This is a genomic window from Shewanella sp. KCT, from assembly GCF_007636505.1.
In the GTDB taxonomy this organism is placed as follows: domain Bacteria; phylum Pseudomonadota; class Gammaproteobacteria; order Enterobacterales; family Shewanellaceae; genus Shewanella; species Shewanella halotolerans.
In genome coordinates this window covers 44294-60920 of sequence record NZ_LVDJ01000014.1, presented here as the reverse complement: position 1 = coordinate 60920, position 16627 = coordinate 44294, and the positions used below count along the sequence as shown (strand labels likewise).

Here is a 16627-nt window from a genome sequence, read left to right as displayed (position 1 = left end):
GCGCGTTGACGGAGGATGACAACTTGGGCGAGGTATTTAAGCAGTTTCTGCTCCTGGGGCTGATGAGCTTCGGCGGGCCGGCAGCGCATATCGGGTATTTCAAGCGGCGCTTCGTCGATGAACTCGGCTGGCTGGACGCCGAGCGTTTTGGCGCCATAGTCGCCATGAGCCAGGTGATCCCCGGACCGGGCTCGAGCCAGGTGGGTTTCGCTATCGGCCATCACAGGGCAGGACTTTCCGGTGCGCTCGCTGCCTTCCTGGGCTTTACCTTGCCCTCATTTCTGCTTCTCTATCTTATGGCTGTGGCTAGCCTGAGCTGGCTGGATACCAGTTGGTTTCAGGGGCTGATCCATGGCCTCAAGCTGATGGCGGTCGTTGTGGTAGCCGATGCCGTGCTGAGTATGTTTAAGCAGTTCTGCCGTCGCGGCGCCACCCGGCTAATTATGCTGCTCTGCGCCTCATTCACCCTGTTTGTCGGCACCCTGGCCAGCCAGCTAGGCCTGTTGATCTTGGCCGCAGTTATCGGCGCCGTCCTGCTGGCACCATCGGCGCTTCAGGGTCTTGAGCAGGATGCAGGGCAGCAAGGTGCGAATGGAGGAGAGGGCGTCTCAGTGGATACCTTACGGCCGCAGATGCTGCCGCTTATGCTCTTTATCCTGCTGTTTGGTCTGTCGCTCTTCTGGCTAGGGACTGGCCATAGCCTGTCTCAGTTGTTTGCCCAGTTTTATCAGGCGGGTGCCCTGGTGTTCGGTGGCGGTCATGTGGTGCTGCCGCTGCTGGAGGCGAGTGTCGGCCAGCAGCTGACCAGCGAACGTTTCCTGACGGGTTATGCCCTGGCTCAGGCGGTGCCTGGCCCCATGTTTACCCTGGCGGCCTTTCTCGGCGCAGAATCTTGGCTGGAGTCGCCGCTGCTGGGGGCCCTAGTGGCGACACTCGCCATCTTCCTCCCGGGATTCTTGCTGCAACTCTCTTTGCTGCGCAGCTGGCATGGCCTGATGGGGCGGGCGAGATTTCGCGGCGCCATCATGGGACTCAACGCCGCCGTGGTGGGCCTGCTGCTGGCGGCACTTATCTCGCCTGTGATAGCCAGTGCCATCCTCGCCTGGCCCGATGCTCTCTTAGTACTGATAGGACTGGCCTGGCAGCTGCGTTATCGGCCCAGCATTCTCATGCTATTGCTAGGCTTCGCGCTGGCGGGGATGCTGCTCGGCGTGCTGGGAGGGCTTTTTTAGGATGAGACAAGTTTAATGGAGCGGCGAGCCGATGCTATTTTGCTGGCTGATTGCGCCAGAGCAGGGTGAGGCTGGCACCGCCTAGCTCTTCGGACTTAGCCACCTCTAATCGGCCCTGATGCCAGATGGCGATCTTGCGTGCTATGTAGAGCCCGAGGCCGTAGCCCGAGCCGTCGGACTGTTCCTTGTCCCTTGCAAAAGCGGCCAGCAGCTGTTTGCCCTTGCCTTCGAAACCTGGGCCATCATCTTCAACGGTTATCTGACACAGATCGCCTTCGCAGATAAAACGCACCTGGATAGTCTGCTTGGCGAAGCGCAAGGCGTTCATGATCAGGTTTTGGGTGGCTATGCTCATTGAGCTGGCGTCGAATACCGCAAGCCTGTCGTCGGCAATAAAAGTGATGCCTATCTTGTCCTGGTAGAGGGCAAATTTCTCCTCTAACTGGTCGAGGAAGGCCTGGGTGCTGACGGCTTCTTTCTTTATCTGCGCCTCCCTGTGTTCCAGCTTGGCGAAGGAGAGGTAGTTGTTGGCCAGCTGCTCTATCTCATCTATATCGGCGTTGAGTCGCTGCCAGTATCTCTCATCCAGCTCCGCCTTGCTCAGCTGCAGCGCGAAGCGCATGCGCGCCAGAGGCGTCCTGACTTCGTGGGAGATGGTGCGCGACAGCTCCTTGTGCATCTGCAGGAAGTCGACGATCTGCACCGTGACTTCATGGAACACCTTGGCCAGGGGATAGATGGCCGAGCGCTTGTTGATCGTCTGCTCCATCTTTCTTGGATTGGCTCCGAACTCCACCGCGGATGCCTGCAGCTGGGAGAGATCCCGAAACAGGGGCCAGATCAGCAGCAGCGCCAGACAGCCCAGGCTGGCGTAGAGGGCGAAGATGATAAGCTCTGTGGGCACCGCCTGAGTGGGCTTGCGCAGCACAGGGCCGAAGGCGATCACCTTGGCCGGCTCTTTGTTGTTTGAATCGCTAATCTCGGGGGCCTGACGATAGTAGTAGGTCTTGCCGCCGCTGAGGGTGAGGGCGATGGTTTCGCCGCCATCCAGCTTATCGGCCAGGTCCTGGGGCAGCGCCAGTTCGTCGCGTGAGAGCTGGCGGAACAGCACACTATTGTCATCCTCGCTCAGGCCACGAAACACGCTGTCGACATCTATCTGGTAGGACTCCACCTGGTGCTGCATGGCGCCGTGGATCTCGCTGAAAGACCAGATGATCAGGGCGCTGCTTAAGATCAGCAGGGCATAGAGACGGTAGAATTGAAACTTCATCCCTTTTCCGATAGCTGGGGCTGATAGTTAAACAGATAGCCCTGGCCATGTACCGTCTTGATGGTGAGGCCGTCGATCTGATAGCTGTCTATCTTCTTTCTCAGGCGGCTGATCTTAAGATCGATTGCCCGATCGAGGCCGTCGTAGGGGCGGCCTACATACTGCTCGAACAGGTATTCGCGGCTGAGCACCTTGCCCGGGTGCTGGGCGAAGATCCATAGCAGGTCGAATTCCTGGGTCGTCACCTTCTGTGGGCGGTCGCCTATGGTCAGCTGTTGATGAGTATGATCTATGGTGAAATCGTGCAGAGTGACGCTCTGTGGCGGCGCCTCGCTGGGGAGCTTTCTCAGGTTGGCCTTGATGCGAGCCACCAAGAGTTCGGGATTGACCGGCTTGACGATATAGTCGCTGGCGCCCAGCTCTAAGCCCTTTATCTGTTCCTGCTGGCCGTCGAGGGCGGTCATGAAGATGATCACGCATTGGTAGCGCGCCTGTAGCTCGGCGAATAGGCTGAAGCCGTCGCTGTCGGGCAGCATGATGTCGCAGATGATGAGATCGAACCTTAGATCGGTGGGCAAATTAGCCACCGCCTGGGCCGATTCGCTGTGGGTCAGGTCGAAGCCTTGCTGTGTCAGGTAGAGCAGGGTGAGCTCCGCCAAATCCAGATCGTCTTCAATCAGGAGAATCTTAGGTTTGCTCATAACAGGTTCCAGTTGAGTCCTCGTCGTTTGCGAGTGTTAACGGGCTGATAGGTGGCGATCTGTATGGTCACCTCATCGAGCACCTTATTGTTGAGATCTTTGATCAGTACCTGGGTATCCTTGGTGAGCGTCAGCTCCAGCAGGTGATCCACGCTAAGGCGATCGAAGCACTGCTCAGGAGCTTCCTTAAGGGCTATCCAGATACAGGTTTGTTCCAATGCCTCAAGTTTATAGCTGATCTTGAGCGTCATGTGACAGGGCGTGCCGGCCTCGAGTACTGCACAGGTCTTGGGCTTAAAATTGACCTGAGTGCTGTTGGCCTGGCAGTAGAAGCTGGTGGCCAGGGCCAGTAGTAACATGCACTGTATCAGCTTGATGGCATTAGAAGGCATAGCTGACTCCGATGAACCCAGACAGGTATCCATCCTTCTCTATCATGAGGTTCTTAGTGATCTCGTCTCCTAACCAAGTGTAGGTGATAATGGCTACAAAATTAATGTCTTGCCACAGGGGCACGTTGACGACGCCGCTGGTGTGGTAGTTGATGGCCGCCGACTGAGGTTGCTGCACCCGGCTGCGGCCCAACTCCTCCTCGGTGAAATGGTAGTAGTAGCTGATCAGCTGGCTGCTCTTGCGGATCGCGCCCACCTCGAACCCCAGGGCCCCCCAGGAAAATGCCATGCTCTTCTTGGCCTTAAGATGGATCTCGTTGCCCTGGTGGACGCCGCTGATGTCGTGAAAATAGCCCAGGGTGAAATCGCTGTAGGGGGTGAGCCAGGTGGTGCTCAGTCCACCTAGGTAGGAGATGTTACGTTCGATCGGCACCTCGGGGATCGCCGGGCCGAATATCGGCTGCTTGTTGGGTTTAAAGCCGAGGATGTCGCTCAGGAAGACCTTGTTCCAGCCGTCGAGTTCGAAGAAGAAGCCATCTTCGTTCAGGCGGGTCTGTAGATCGACCAGCAGGCTATCGGACTCATACAGGCTGTAACCCAGAGTGAAATTTTCCACATAGAAGCGGTCGTCATAGTAGGACCAGCTAGGCAGGGCGTAGGTGGTGATATCGTCTGACTTGGCCCTGGGGTTCTCGATTCCGCCATAGCCTAAGGCGAGGGTGAGGTGAAATTCGCCCGTGATAATGTCATCTATCTGCTCTTCGGCCCTAGCCTCGCACAGGAAAAAAACCGTGAGGAAAATAAGACCGGACAAGAGGTACTTCATGGCCTTCATCCACATCCCGAAACTGAAATTAGCATCTAAAACCATCTCAGGTTAAAAGTCTGTAAAAATATATATAAGTGTACAAAATGCTACATGCCTTGGAGAGATTTTTCGAGTAGAGGCTTTGGGTTAGCTCATATCGAATCCCCAAGATCTGCCGCTTGCCAAATTTCAGCTTGGCAAATCTGCGCTTTCGCTTTGCTGGCATCCTTGATCGACATCAGTGCTAGAAATCAGAGTCATCCGGTCGATTTTTTCACTCATGGTGAGTCTGCTGGGCGACTCGTGTCTATTGAATGAATAATCATGCTTCAACCACTTAGTGCCGCCAGAGCATAACATTATTTTGCTATGTGGCAAGCATGGGGCTAAGCAGGTGATGCTTCATACTTGCCTATCGGTTGTGCTGTGCGCGCCTTACTTTTGTAGCGGCTTTGTTATCATGCTTTGTTTCGAGCGATTTTCGGGGGTTATGTTTTATTTGGTTGTTTTTAAATGATTTTGTTTGTATTTGAAGCTTGTTAGATAACTCTGGTCTGACCTGGTATCTTCAAAAAACACCGGGTGTTAATCAAATGTTTGTTTTTTAACAAAACTACAAAATGCTACACCAAAGCTATCCACCTTAGTTAAGCCATCATGATTATATGTTAGTCCGCTGGTGAATAAGTATGCAAACAACAAGCTTCATCAGGGCATAACTACAAAAAAGGTGGAAGTTCCATGAAGGTGAAAACATTAGTAACAGCCGTGGCAGCCGCACTCTACAGTGCCGGTATGGCCCATGCGGCGATACAGCCGGGTAAGGTCGAAAGACTCGAGCCGCTGAAGATCACCGCCGAGCAGGCGAAAAAACTCAATGCCGGTAGCACGCAAGAGGTTAACCTGTTGCAAAACGATGGCCTGAACGTTCAGATCAGCCATCAGAACCAGAAGTTCGTTGCCGAAGAGGGACTGACTGGTGAGCATGTCTACATCGTCAGACTCTATCAGAAACCTTTGGCTCAGGCGGGCGCTAGTCTGCTGGCTCAAGGCGGTGCCGAGCGTAGTGCTGTCAAGGCTAAGCCTGGTGAGGCTAAGTTGTTTGTGGCCGGTCAGCCGGTTAACCGCGAGATCAAACAGTACCGCGACCAACTGCTAAGCAAGCAGCAGGCAGTCATCTCTGAGCTGTCGGCTACCCTGGGCGATCGCCCTGTGCGTCAGCAGTTTACCAATGCGGTCAACGGTTTCTCTATGACCATGACCCAGGAGGAGGCGCAGCGTGTTTCTCAGATGGCAAGTGTCGCCTCTGTTCGTCGCTCTAAGACCTATGACCTGCTGTCCGATGTCGGCCCAGAGCTGATCGGCGCCGACAAGATCTGGACAGGTACTGTGACAGATTCGGTTCCCTACAAGGGGGAGAATGTGATCGTCGGTATTATCGATACCGGGGTGAACACAGACCACAGATCTTTTGCCGATGTGGGCGACGATGGCTATGACCATCAAAACCCTTGGGGGGCGGGCCAGTACGTGGGTGACTGTCTCAAAGAGGGCTTCGAGGGCATGTGTAACGACAAGCTTATCGGTGTGCGCTCATACCCAGTGATCACAGATTTTTTCACCAGTGGTGAATATGGCGATACCCGCCCAGCCGTAGGTGAAGACTACCAGGGCCATGGCTCTCACGTGGCCTCAACCGCCGCGGGTAACGTGCTGCTGGATGTGGATTTCGTCAATCCGGCGCCCGGCGCGGTTAACGATGGTAGCGTAGTCAAAGAGGCACTCTTCCCGCGCATGAGCGGTGTGGCGCCTCACGCCAATATCATCTCTTACCAGGTATGTCACCCATCGAACGAACTCAATCCAGGCTGTCCGGGTGAAGCCCTGATCGCCGGTATCGAAGATGCCATCAGCGACGGCGTCGACGTAATTAACTTCTCTATCGGTGGCCAGGATTCTCACCCATGGAGCGACGACGTCGAGCTAGCCTTCCTGTCGGCTCGCGAAGCCGGCATCTCAGTTGCGGCTGCGGCGGGGAACTCGGGTCAGCCAGCAGGCTACAAGGAATACTTCGGCGCTATCGACCATGCCTCGCCTTGGCTGATGAACGTGGCGGCGAGTACCCACTCTCGTGAGATCTTGGTAGAGACCAAGCTGGTCGATCCTATGGGTGGCGATGAAGCACCACGTTGGAGCGAGATCGTCGGCGGCGCGGTAAACACCAGCTCGGTGACGGGTATGGTGGTTAAGGCCAGCGACTATGGCGACGAGTACTGCGGTGAGCCGTTCCCGGCTGGCACCTTCGATCTGACCGACGCCGATGGCAACCCGACCGATGTGATCGTGGTGTGTAAGCGTAACGATCTGAACGATCCTAACGGTATCGCCCGTAGTGCTAAGGCCAACAACATTTTGGCTGGCGGCGCCGATGGCATGATCATGTACAACTACGCCAATGCCGACAGTATTGTGGCGACGGCAGCCTATTCTGTGCCAAGCATACACATCACCAAGCAGGAGTGGGATGGTCGCTGGGACAACGGCATGTCAGGTTACGGCCTGAGCGATTGGCTGGCCAAGGGTAGCAACCATGTGCTAACCATCTCTGAAACCACTATCGATCGCGACCTGGATCCAGAGCGCGCCGACTGGTTGGCGGCCTTCTCGTCACGCGGTCCTAGCCCATCGACCCCAGAAGCCCTGATCCCTGCGGTTGCGGCCCCTGGCGTTAACATCTACGCCGCCTTTGCCGATGAGCATCCATTCGTCTCTGGTGGTTCGTCAGGTGATTTCGCCTTCCTGAGCGGTACCTCTATGGCCTCGCCACATGTTGCCGGTGCCATGGCGCTGCTCAAGCAGGCCAAGCCGAGCTGGAGCGCTACCGAGATCCAATCTGCGCTGGCGATGACGGCGGAGAACAAGGTGCAATATCACAGACTCAACGATGAGAACGGTGATGTGGCGCTGGCGTCGACCTACCGTGCCGGTACCGGTCGTATCAATGTGGCTAACGCCGCTAAGGCCGGTTTCATCATGGATGAAACGGTTGAGAACTTTAAGGCTGCCGATCCGCAAAATGGCGGCGCGGTGCACAAGCTGAACATTCCTCAGCTGGTGAACTTCGAGTGTAAGCCACAGTGTCAGTGGATCCGTACCATCAAGGCGACAACCGCCGGTAGCTGGAGCGTGACCCATGACGACGTGATGAACTGGGCCTTCGATTCTCGTTCACAGATGGCACAGAACGGTGTGTCTATCAAGGTGACCCCGAGCGAGTTTACCCTGGAAGCGGGCGAAACCATGGATATCGTGGTCGAGGCGTCGATCATGGATACCCAGGACTGGTTCAGCAACGCGGAAGTTGAGCTGCACTCTAACCTGATCTTCACCGAAACCAGCGGCGCGGCGTCTGAGGCGCACTGGCCAGTGGTGTTCAAGTATGACAAGAACGGCATGCCAGGACGTCTGGCGGCAACGGCTCACCGCAATGATGGCAATGCGATCATCAAGGGGATCAGCCTGCCGGAAGGCGACAATATCCAAGGTCGCATCTTCGCGCCTGTGAAGGCGGATGTGAAAACCATCACGCTGCCGAAGGATAACGATGCTAGCTTCCCTTGGAGCAGCAATGCCGATCAGAGCGTGCCGATGGAAGAGCGCTTAGATGAGGCGACCCATGTGGAGATGATTCAGGTGCCGGCTAATGCTCGTCGTCTGATGGTCGAATCTTTCGGCACCACAGAGAGTGGCTTGGAAGGTACCTTAGAGAAAGGTAACCTGCTGGTGTACGTGGGTAAGGACTACAACGGCAATGGCAAGGCGGATCCGTTCGAAGAGCTATTGTGTGTCTCTAACCACATCCAGTACGACAACTTCTGTAACATCAACCAGCCGGAAGAGGGCCAATACTGGGCAATTTTCTACAACCCAAGAAAGGGCTCGGCGCAGAACAACTACCACGACTTCATGGAAGAGACCTTCCAGTTCGCGACAACCGTTGTGACCGACAATGTTGCCTCTGACATGAGCGTGGACGTGCCTGCCAGCAATGGTCAGGAGCCGGTGGATATTCAGGTGAACTGGAACCTGCCTGAGATGGTTGAGGGCGATGTTTACTACTCACTGATTGACTTTGGTACCTCAGAGATCAACGCCGGCAACATAGGCAAGGTTGCCTTCAAGCTTGAGCGTGGTATCGATGATGTGCATCTGGATGTACCGCAAACCGGTGCCCATCTGGGTGAGCAGGTGCCTTTCACCTTCGAGGTGCAGCCTAATGACAGCGGCGCGGATCGTGCCTTCACCATTAGTGCCGACATCCCGGCAGGCCTGAGCCTGAATGTGGAAGATGTACTGACCTCATCTAAGGCGATAGTGACAGACATCAGCCTGGAAGAAGGTAAGCTGACCATCAGCGGTGTTCAACCTAATACCGCCGACCAGACGCCTAGCTACAATGTCACCACTAACCTGGAAGACGCCATGTGTCGTACGCCAGACTTTGGTAACAAGAATCCAGGTGGTTATGTTGACCTCGAAGAGTTCCGTATCTATCCGATCTTCAGTGGCTTCGCGCCGGTGGAATACGACGCCAACGGCCGCGCCGTTAATGGTAAGGACAACAACATCCTGAGCCGCAACGGTATCGTACTGCCAGTCGATGTGATCTTCGGTGGTCGTTATGACAGCTTCCATCTGTATAACAACAATGAAGCGCTCAATGTCGGTAAGCAAAATGCCCTGGATATTCATGCGCACGGCATCGTGTCGCTATGGGAAGGTCAGCCTTTCTTCTTCCCATACCATGACATCTTCCCGTATAACAGCTTCCCGTATGAGACGATCGGCATGTTGTGGCGTGGCTTCGAGGTACTGGATCCAAGTGCACCTAAGGCTATCTTGTCGGCGCCACTGGTCAACAACTTCAGCGAGCGTTCGGGCATCTCTATCGCCAGCACGCAAACCGGTTGGGGTATCCTGGAATACGATAACGCACGTACATACCTGCCTGCGGGTCGCGATGCAAACCGCGTCTATCAGTGGCAAGAGCTGGATGACAGATTCGATTTCGAGCTGATCTTCAACGTCAATACCCGTCACGGTGACGGCGAGTACGAGATGATGATGGCCTATGACAATCTGGACTTCGGTAGCCAAGACGGTCGTGGTTCTATCGGTATCCAAGGCTTCAAGGGCGGTGTCTATTCCTATGGTCCACTGAATGCCTACCTGGGTGAGCAGTTTAGCTACGGCGAGCTGGATAAGAAATTATCTGACGGTCTGGTGATCTGTTACGACTACGTGGGCCCTGAGTCTTCGCAGTTCGAGGTTACAGCCTGGACTCGCGTGAAAGACAGCGCTGCTGGTCAAGACCTGACGGTTAACGCCGTGAGCCAGGTCGAAGGCATGGCCGACATCAGTATGAGTCACACAGTCAGTGTTGCCTCTAACATCACCCTGGGCGCCATCGCCGACCAGAGTGTGGAAGAGAACACTAGCCTGGAAGGCATCGCCGTGATGTACGCCGATGAGCAAAACAGCGTTAACCAGATCACCGTTACCGGTGAGCACATTACCGCTGTGGTCGATGGCCATACCTCAGGTAGCGAAATCACCATCACGCCGGAAGCCAACTTCTACGGCGAAGTGGAAGTCACGGTTACCGTGAGTGATGTGGAAAACCCAAGCGATGCGGCATCGACCAGCTTCATGCTGACCGTTGAGTCTGATGGCGTCGAGCCACAGCCTGAGCCAGAAACCAAACCTGAAGTCGAAGAGAAAGACGATGGTGGCGCGCTCGGTTTCGCGGCCCTGATGCTGCTGATGTTTGCCGGCCTGCGCCGCAAGCTAGCGCGCTAATCAGGTCAAGGTGTCAGGCGGTTTGCTATTGAGCCGCCTGATACTAAGCCGCCTCATACTAAGCCGGAAAGTGAGTGTGTAAAATTTGTGCTTAGCCGTCGGAGTGACACCTAAGTACTATTTGTTAGCACTATCCGTTAGCACAAACCAATTACTGAAGTGATTGCCAGTATTCCAGGGATGGAATGCTGGCTTTTTTTATGTTAGGCGGAAATTTCGGGCAAGTTGGCTAAGATTATTGATCTACTACAATTTATCTAGCATTAAGCACTGACACTGGTACTTTTTAGCTATATTTTACTTACAAATGTAATAAACCCTGTTGGAGTGGAACATGTGGCAATTAAGAATGAAAAATAAGCTGTTGGTATTTGCTCTCCTGCCCCTGATTTTGAGTTTTCTCTTTTTAGTTTCAATCACCTATAACCTGGAATCTAACTCCCTCGAAGAGAATATGTCGACCTTCAAGGCGAGCCTCTATAGCGAGCGTAAGGCGCAGCTCAAGGATCAGGTCGATATCGCCCTGGATATCGTCGAGCATCAGCTCTCCCTGGGGACGACGGGCGATGTGAACAAGGCGCTGCGTAACGTGCGCTTCGGCACCGCCGGTTACTTCTTTATCTACGACTTCGACGGCTTCAACCGTTTCCACGCGGTCAAGCCCGCGCTGGAGGGCACGGCGCAGATCGGCATGACTGACCCTAACGGCAAGAAGATAGTGGTCGGCCTGATTGATGCCGCCAGAAGCGGCGATGGCTTCTTCAATTATGACTACTCCAAACCTGGGGTCACGGGCCTGGTGCCTAAGATAGGCTATGCCGCAACCGTGCCGGGTAAAGATTGGATCTTGGGCACAGGTGCCTATACCGACGATATCGACGCCCAGGTGGAGAGCTATCGTGAGGTGATGACCAAGCACATGAACGACAAGGCGATGATGATCATGCTCTTTGCCTTGGTGCTGGTGGCGATCACCGCCGTGGTGATGCTGGTGGCCGCCCAACGCATGGTGAACCCGATTCATAACATGGTGCAGAACCTCGAAGATATCGCCAAGGGTGAGGGGGATCTGACCAAGCGCCTGGACGTGCAGGGCAGCGATGAGATCGCCATGCTGGGCCGCGCCTTCAACCAGTTTGTTGATAAGCTGCAGGGGATCATCAAGGATGTGGCCAGGGCCACCGTCGAGGTGAAGAGCGGCGCGGATAATATCTCCTCCCAGACCGCCGCCATGGCGCAGCAGCTGATCAGCCACAACAACGAGACGGATCAGGTGGTCACGGCGATCACCGAGATGTCGGCGACCGCCTCCGAGGTGGCCATGAGCACCACTCAGGTGGCCGAGGCAACTCAGGCGGCCACCCAGGATGTGGGCAACGCCCAGGAGTGTGTCGACAGCTCGCTGCATGAGGTCTCGACCCTGATGGCGGAGATCGATATGGCGGCCGGACACATTAACTCCCTCAACGAGCAGTCACAGAAGATCAACAGCGTGTTGAGTGTGATAGGTGGCATCGCCGAGCAGACCAACCTGCTTGCCCTCAACGCCGCCATCGAAGCGGCCCGCGCCGGTGAGCAGGGGCGCGGCTTTGCCGTGGTAGCCGATGAGGTGCGTAGCCTGGCCAGCCGGACACAGGCCAGTACCTTAGAGATCAACGAGATGCTGTCTGAGCTGCATAATCTGGTGTCGCTGGCGGTGAGCAGCATGGAGTCGAGCCAGCAGAGCTGTCATCGCTCGGTGACCTCGTCGCGGGCGATCTCCGATAGCCTGGGGGCGGTGACCTCGGCGGTGACCTCGATCAACGACATGAGTACCCAGATCGCCACGGCAGCCACAGAGCAGAGTTCGGTGACCGAGGAGATTAACCGCAACGTGTTTGCGATTCAGGAGATCGTCAACGAGCTGCTACAGGCCAGTAACAGCGCCTCGGATACCAGTCAGGGGCTGGCCAACGAGGGGCGCAATTTGGATATCCTGGTAGGCCAATTTAAGGTGTAGCAGCCTGATTAAGAATGACGTCTTAAGTTGCTTCGCCGCAAAGAAAAAGGCCACAACAGGAGTTGTGGCCTTTTTTACTACGTCAGCTTGCCCTAAGACCAGCAGATCGACTCGTTGGCCTTCTCGACCCTGACGGCGCAGATCTTAAACTCGGGGATCTTGGCCACAGGGTCCAGCACATTATTGGTTAGCTTGTTAGCCGCCGCCTCGGCAAAGTGGAAGGGCAGGAAAAGCACTCCCGGCTGGGCGCGGCGCGTGACGAAGGCGGCGATGTTGATGCTGCCGCGTCTCGTCGACAGAGTCAGCACGTCGCCGTTGTTCACCCCCAGACGGTCGGCGTCGATGGCCGACATCATCACCCTGGGCGACCCCAGGGTATTGAGGCCGTCCGTCTTGCGGGTCAGGGTGCCTGTGTGGAACTGCTCCAACAGGCGCCCGGTGGAGAGGGTGAAGGGGTAATCTTCGCAGGGCAGTTCGGCCGGTAGGCGGTAGCCGACGGGCGTCATCTTGCCAAGCCCGCGGGTAAAGCGCTCTTTATGCATCAGGCGGGTGCCCTCATGATCAGGCTCTGGGCAGGGCCAATGTTTACCCAGCAGGCCTTGTGGCGTACTCGGGTCTGTGTCCTGCCATTGGATGCCGCGGTACTGGGGGGTGACGCGGGTCAGCTCCTGCCAGATCGATTCCTCATTCTCATAGCGCCAGTCGGCGCCGAGTGCCTTGGCGATATCAGTGATGATCTGCCAGTCGCGGCGCGCCAAGCCTGGGCTCTCGATGGCCGCTTGTAGACGCTGCACCCGGCGCTCGGTATTGGTGAAGTGGCCAGGCTTCTCGGCGAAGCTGGCGGCCGGCAACACCACGTCGGCCAGCTGGGCGGTCTCCGTCATAAAGATATCCTGGACGATCAGCAGCTCGGCCGACTCCAGCCCCTGCATCACATGGGCCTGGTCGGGATCGCTCAGCACAGGGTTTTCCCCCATCACATAGAGGGCCTTGAGTCTGCCGTGGGCCAGGGCGTGCATCATCTCGGTTGCCGCCAGGCCTATCTGTTCCGGTAGCCATTCCTGTTGCCAGGCTTGTCTGAAGGCGGCTTGCACCTCGGGGTCGGTGACCTTCTGGTAGCCGGTGAAGTAGTTGGGCAGGGCGCCCATGTCACAGGCGCCCTGGACATTGCTCTGGCCCCGCAGCGGGTTGATCCCCGCGCCCTCGACGCCTATGTTGCCGCACAGCAGTTGCAGGTTGGCGATGGCGGTGACATTGTCGTGTCCCGAGGTGTGCTGGGTGATCCCCATGGCGTAGTAGATGGCGGACTTCTCTGCCGTGCCTATCATGCGCGCCAGATGCGCTATCTCATCGGCGTCGACGCCTGTGATCTTGGCGGCGTTAGTCAGGCTGTAGTCGTCCTTAATCACCTCGGCGCGAAGTGCGTCGAATCCTTCGACACGGCGACTGATGTAGTCGCTGTCGTGCCAGCCCTGCTTGATGATCTCCTGCATGATGGCGTTGAGCAGCATGACGTCGCTGCCGGGGCGGTGACGCAGGTAGAGCTCGGCGCTGTCGGCGATGCTCACCCGTTTGGGGTCGGCTACTACCAGGCGGGCACCGTGTTGGTTCACCGCCTGTTTGATCTTGGAGGCGATGATGGGGTGCGCCGCCTCGGTATCCGAGCCCAGGATGAAGATGAGATCCGAGGATTTTATCGACGGAATATCATTGGTCATGGCGCCGCTGCCCAGGCTTTCTTGCAGGGCGGTGACCGTCGAGGCATGACACAGGCGGGCGCAGTGATCTATGTTGTTGGTGCCGATGACGCTTCTAAACAGCTTTTGGAACAGATAGTTATCTTCGTTGGTCGCCTTGGCCGAGGCCAGGCCGGCGATGGCGTCGCCGCCATGTTCTGCCTTGATGCGATCTAGCTGGGTGCCTATGTAGTCGATCGCCTCATTCCAGCTGACCGGCACCAGCTCGCCATCTTTGCGCAGCAGCGGCTGGGTCAGGCGTTGCTGGCTGTTGATGAAGTCGAATCCGAAGCGGCCCTTGACGCAGAGCATCCCCTCGTTGACCTGAGATCGGTTGTCGCCCGAGACGCGTTTGATCTCGCCCGTTAAGGGATCGCTGTGGATGATGACACGGCAGCCCACGCCGCAGTAGGTGCAGACGGTGGAGGTCTGTTTCAGCTCATGTTTAACCCCCTGACGCTTGTCTCTGGCATCGGTCAGTGCCCCAGTGGGGCAGACCTGGACACAGTTACCGCACTGCACACATTGGCTGTCGGCCATGGTGGCGCTGAACCCGGCGCGAGGCGCCTGGCGAGTATGCGAGGCGGCCATCTCCTGGGGCAGGGCTAGATAGCTGTCGGGCTCGAAGCTGATCGCCTGATGGCCAGACTGCTCGCGGCACATGGCGACGCAGGCACCGCAGCTGATGCAGCGGTTGGGGTCGAAGTTGATAAAAGGTGTGCTGGCATCTTGGGTAAAGGCGCGGTGGCCCTGTTTATCGAGCGCGGCGCCATCGACACGGTACTCGGTGGCGTAGTCCCGCAGGGCACACTCTGTGTTGGCCTGACAGCCACACTCCAGGCAGCGGGCGGCCTCGAGCATCGCCTCCTTATCGTTAAAGCCAAGTTCAATCTCGTCGAAATTATCCAGGCGCTTGTTGATGGCCAGTTCCGGCATTTTGGCCTTGGCCTGTAGCAGACGGGCAGGGAAGTGACGGCTGTTTGGCTTCTGCTCATCCTGCTTCTGGGAGTTGAAGGGCGCGGGTGTCAGCTCACAGCTCAGCTCGCCGCTCAGCAGTTTCTCGATGGCGTTAGCCGCCTTGCGACCATCGGCCACTGCGGCGACTGCCGTGGCGGGGCCGGTGCGCGAATCCCCAAGCACGAACAGCTTCTCTACCCCTGAGGACATCGTATGTTCACAGCCGGAGAAGGTGTTCCAGCGGGTCAGGGCCACCTCGCCGGTGGAGAGCTGGCTCTCGGGATGTTCGAGGAAGGTCATGTCTGGTGTCTGGGAGACCGCCGGGATCACTGTATCGAACGCCTCGGTGAAGGTCTCGCCCGTGGCCTGGGGTGAGCGTCTGCCAGAGGCATCGGGCTCGCCCAGGCGCATCTTCTCGAAGGTGACGGCATTGATACGGCCATTGGCGTCGCCATGGTTTTCGATGGGATTAGTGAGGAAATAGAAGCGCACGCCCTCATGTTCGGCCTCCTCTATCTCATAGCGCTCCGCCGGCATCTCGTCGCGGGTGCGGCGATAGACCAGGGTTACCTCGGCGCCCTTGCGCAGCGCGGTGCGGGCGCAGTCGATGGCGGTGTTGCCGCCGCCGATCACCGCCACCTTCTGGCCTGTGTGGTAGTTGTTGTCTGTGCAGTGATCCTTAAGGTAATCCACGCCTAAATAGCAGCCTTCGAGGTTTACGCCAGGATAGTTCATGGGCACCGCCTTCTGGGCGCCGATGGCGAGACAGACGGCGTCGAATTGGCTGACCAGCTCCTTGAGGTGGATGTCTCGGCCGAGGCGAGTATCTGTCTGTATTATCAGGCCATTTTGACACAGGAGGTCTATCTCTCTGTCCAGTATCTGCTTGGGCAGACGGTACTCGGGAATACCGTATCTTAACCAGCCGCCCGCCTTGGGCATGGATTCATAGATGGTCACCTCGTGACCTGAATTGGAGAGGTAGTAACCCGCGCTGATCCCCGCCGGGCCGCTTCCTATGATGGCGACGCGTTTGCCGGTAGCGGGCGCCTTGGGCGGCACATAGGTGTCTTCACTGTCCAGATCCAGATCGGCGGCGTGACGCTTGAGCTGGCGAATGGCCAGGGGCTCATCCAGCTCGCCGCGGCGACAGGCCGATTCGCAAAACGCCGGGCAGACACGGCCGATAGAGAGCGGCAGCGGTAGGGTTTGTTTGATCACCTTGACCGCTTCCTTGTGGTTGCCCTGGGCGATATGCAGCAGATAGGACTGCACGTCTACGCCAGCGGGACAGGCCTGTTGGCAGGGGGCTTCGCAGTCGGCGAAATGGTCGCTCAAAAGGTGTTTCAGCGCCGCTTGGCGGCGTTTGCTGAGAGCGGCCGAATGGGTGATCACCTCGAGCGGTGCCTCGACCTGTGTCTTACAGGCCTTGACTGTGTGAAAGTCGCCCTTTTCGTCGCGTACCTCAACATAACAGAGGTTGCAATCTTGTTTGCCGGCGAGTTTGTCATCCAGTTGTTTGCCCAGATGACATAAATTTGGGATCGCTATGCCTGCGGCCTTGGCCGTGCTGAGCAGATCGTCGCCCCGGTTGGCTTTGACGACCTGGCCGTCGAAGGTGAGTTCTATCATGGTAGGGACCTTTTATTAGAATCTAAGCTTGAGCTTGG

At 56.9% G+C, this 16627-nt stretch carries 7 protein-coding genes and 1 pseudogene; 3 read left to right on the top strand and 5 right to left on the bottom strand.

All coding sequences use genetic code 11. The features are described 5' to 3' along the window. Nucleotides 1-23: 23 nt before the first annotated feature. Complete coding sequence (gene chrA, locus AYI87_RS17445; protein ID WP_144203960.1) at nt 24-1232, top strand: chromate efflux transporter; 1209 nt, start codon at nt 24-26, stop codon at nt 1230-1232. A 34-nt stretch (nt 1233-1266) separates the two neighbouring features. On the opposite strand, the gene AYI87_RS17440 is transcribed toward chrA, so the two are convergent. Genes AYI87_RS17440 through AYI87_RS17425 form a run of 4 tightly spaced genes read right to left on the bottom strand, consistent with a single transcriptional unit; the run spans nt 1267 to nt 4424 of the window. Further along, a complete protein-coding gene (locus tag AYI87_RS17440) occupies nt 1267-2505 on the bottom strand; it encodes an ATP-binding protein (protein ID WP_144203959.1) in 1239 nt (412 codons plus the stop codon). Next, complete coding sequence (locus tag AYI87_RS17435) at nt 2502-3206, bottom strand: response regulator transcription factor (protein ID WP_144203958.1); 705 nt, start codon at nt 3204-3206, stop codon at nt 2502-2504. The genes AYI87_RS17440 and AYI87_RS17435 overlap by 4 nt, the downstream gene beginning before the upstream one ends. Next, complete coding sequence (locus tag AYI87_RS17430; protein WP_186300664.1) at nt 3203-3598, bottom strand: DUF3019 domain-containing protein; 396 nt, start codon at nt 3596-3598, stop codon at nt 3203-3205. The genes AYI87_RS17435 and AYI87_RS17430 overlap by 4 nt, the downstream gene beginning before the upstream one ends. Further along, nucleotides 3588-4424 (bottom strand): MipA/OmpV family protein, encoded by an 837-nt coding sequence (locus AYI87_RS17425; protein WP_260865172.1) that lies wholly within the window; start codon nt 4422-4424, stop codon nt 3588-3590. The genes AYI87_RS17430 and AYI87_RS17425 overlap by 11 nt, the downstream gene beginning before the upstream one ends. Before the next feature lie 723 nt (nt 4425-5147). On the opposite strand from AYI87_RS17425, the pseudogene AYI87_RS21520 reads away from it, so the two are divergent. Together AYI87_RS21520 and AYI87_RS17415 are read left to right on the top strand one after the other, a co-directional pair. Further along, nucleotides 5148-7346, top strand: a pseudogene (locus AYI87_RS21520) (S8 family serine peptidase); the annotation flags it as partial. Between the two features lie 3253 nt (nt 7347-10599). Then, nucleotides 10600-12264 (top strand): methyl-accepting chemotaxis protein, encoded by a 1665-nt coding sequence (locus AYI87_RS17415; RefSeq protein ID WP_144203954.1) that lies wholly within the window; start codon nt 10600-10602, stop codon nt 12262-12264. Between the two features lie 92 nt (nt 12265-12356). Here AYI87_RS17415 and fdhF read toward each other — a convergent pair whose 3' ends face one another. Next, nucleotides 12357-16589 carry a formate dehydrogenase subunit alpha gene (gene fdhF / locus AYI87_RS17410; protein WP_144203953.1) on the bottom strand — a complete coding sequence of 1411 codons (4233 nt, stop codon included), beginning with the start codon at nt 16587-16589 and terminating at the stop codon, nt 12357-12359. Nucleotides 16590-16627: the final 38 nt, after the last annotated feature.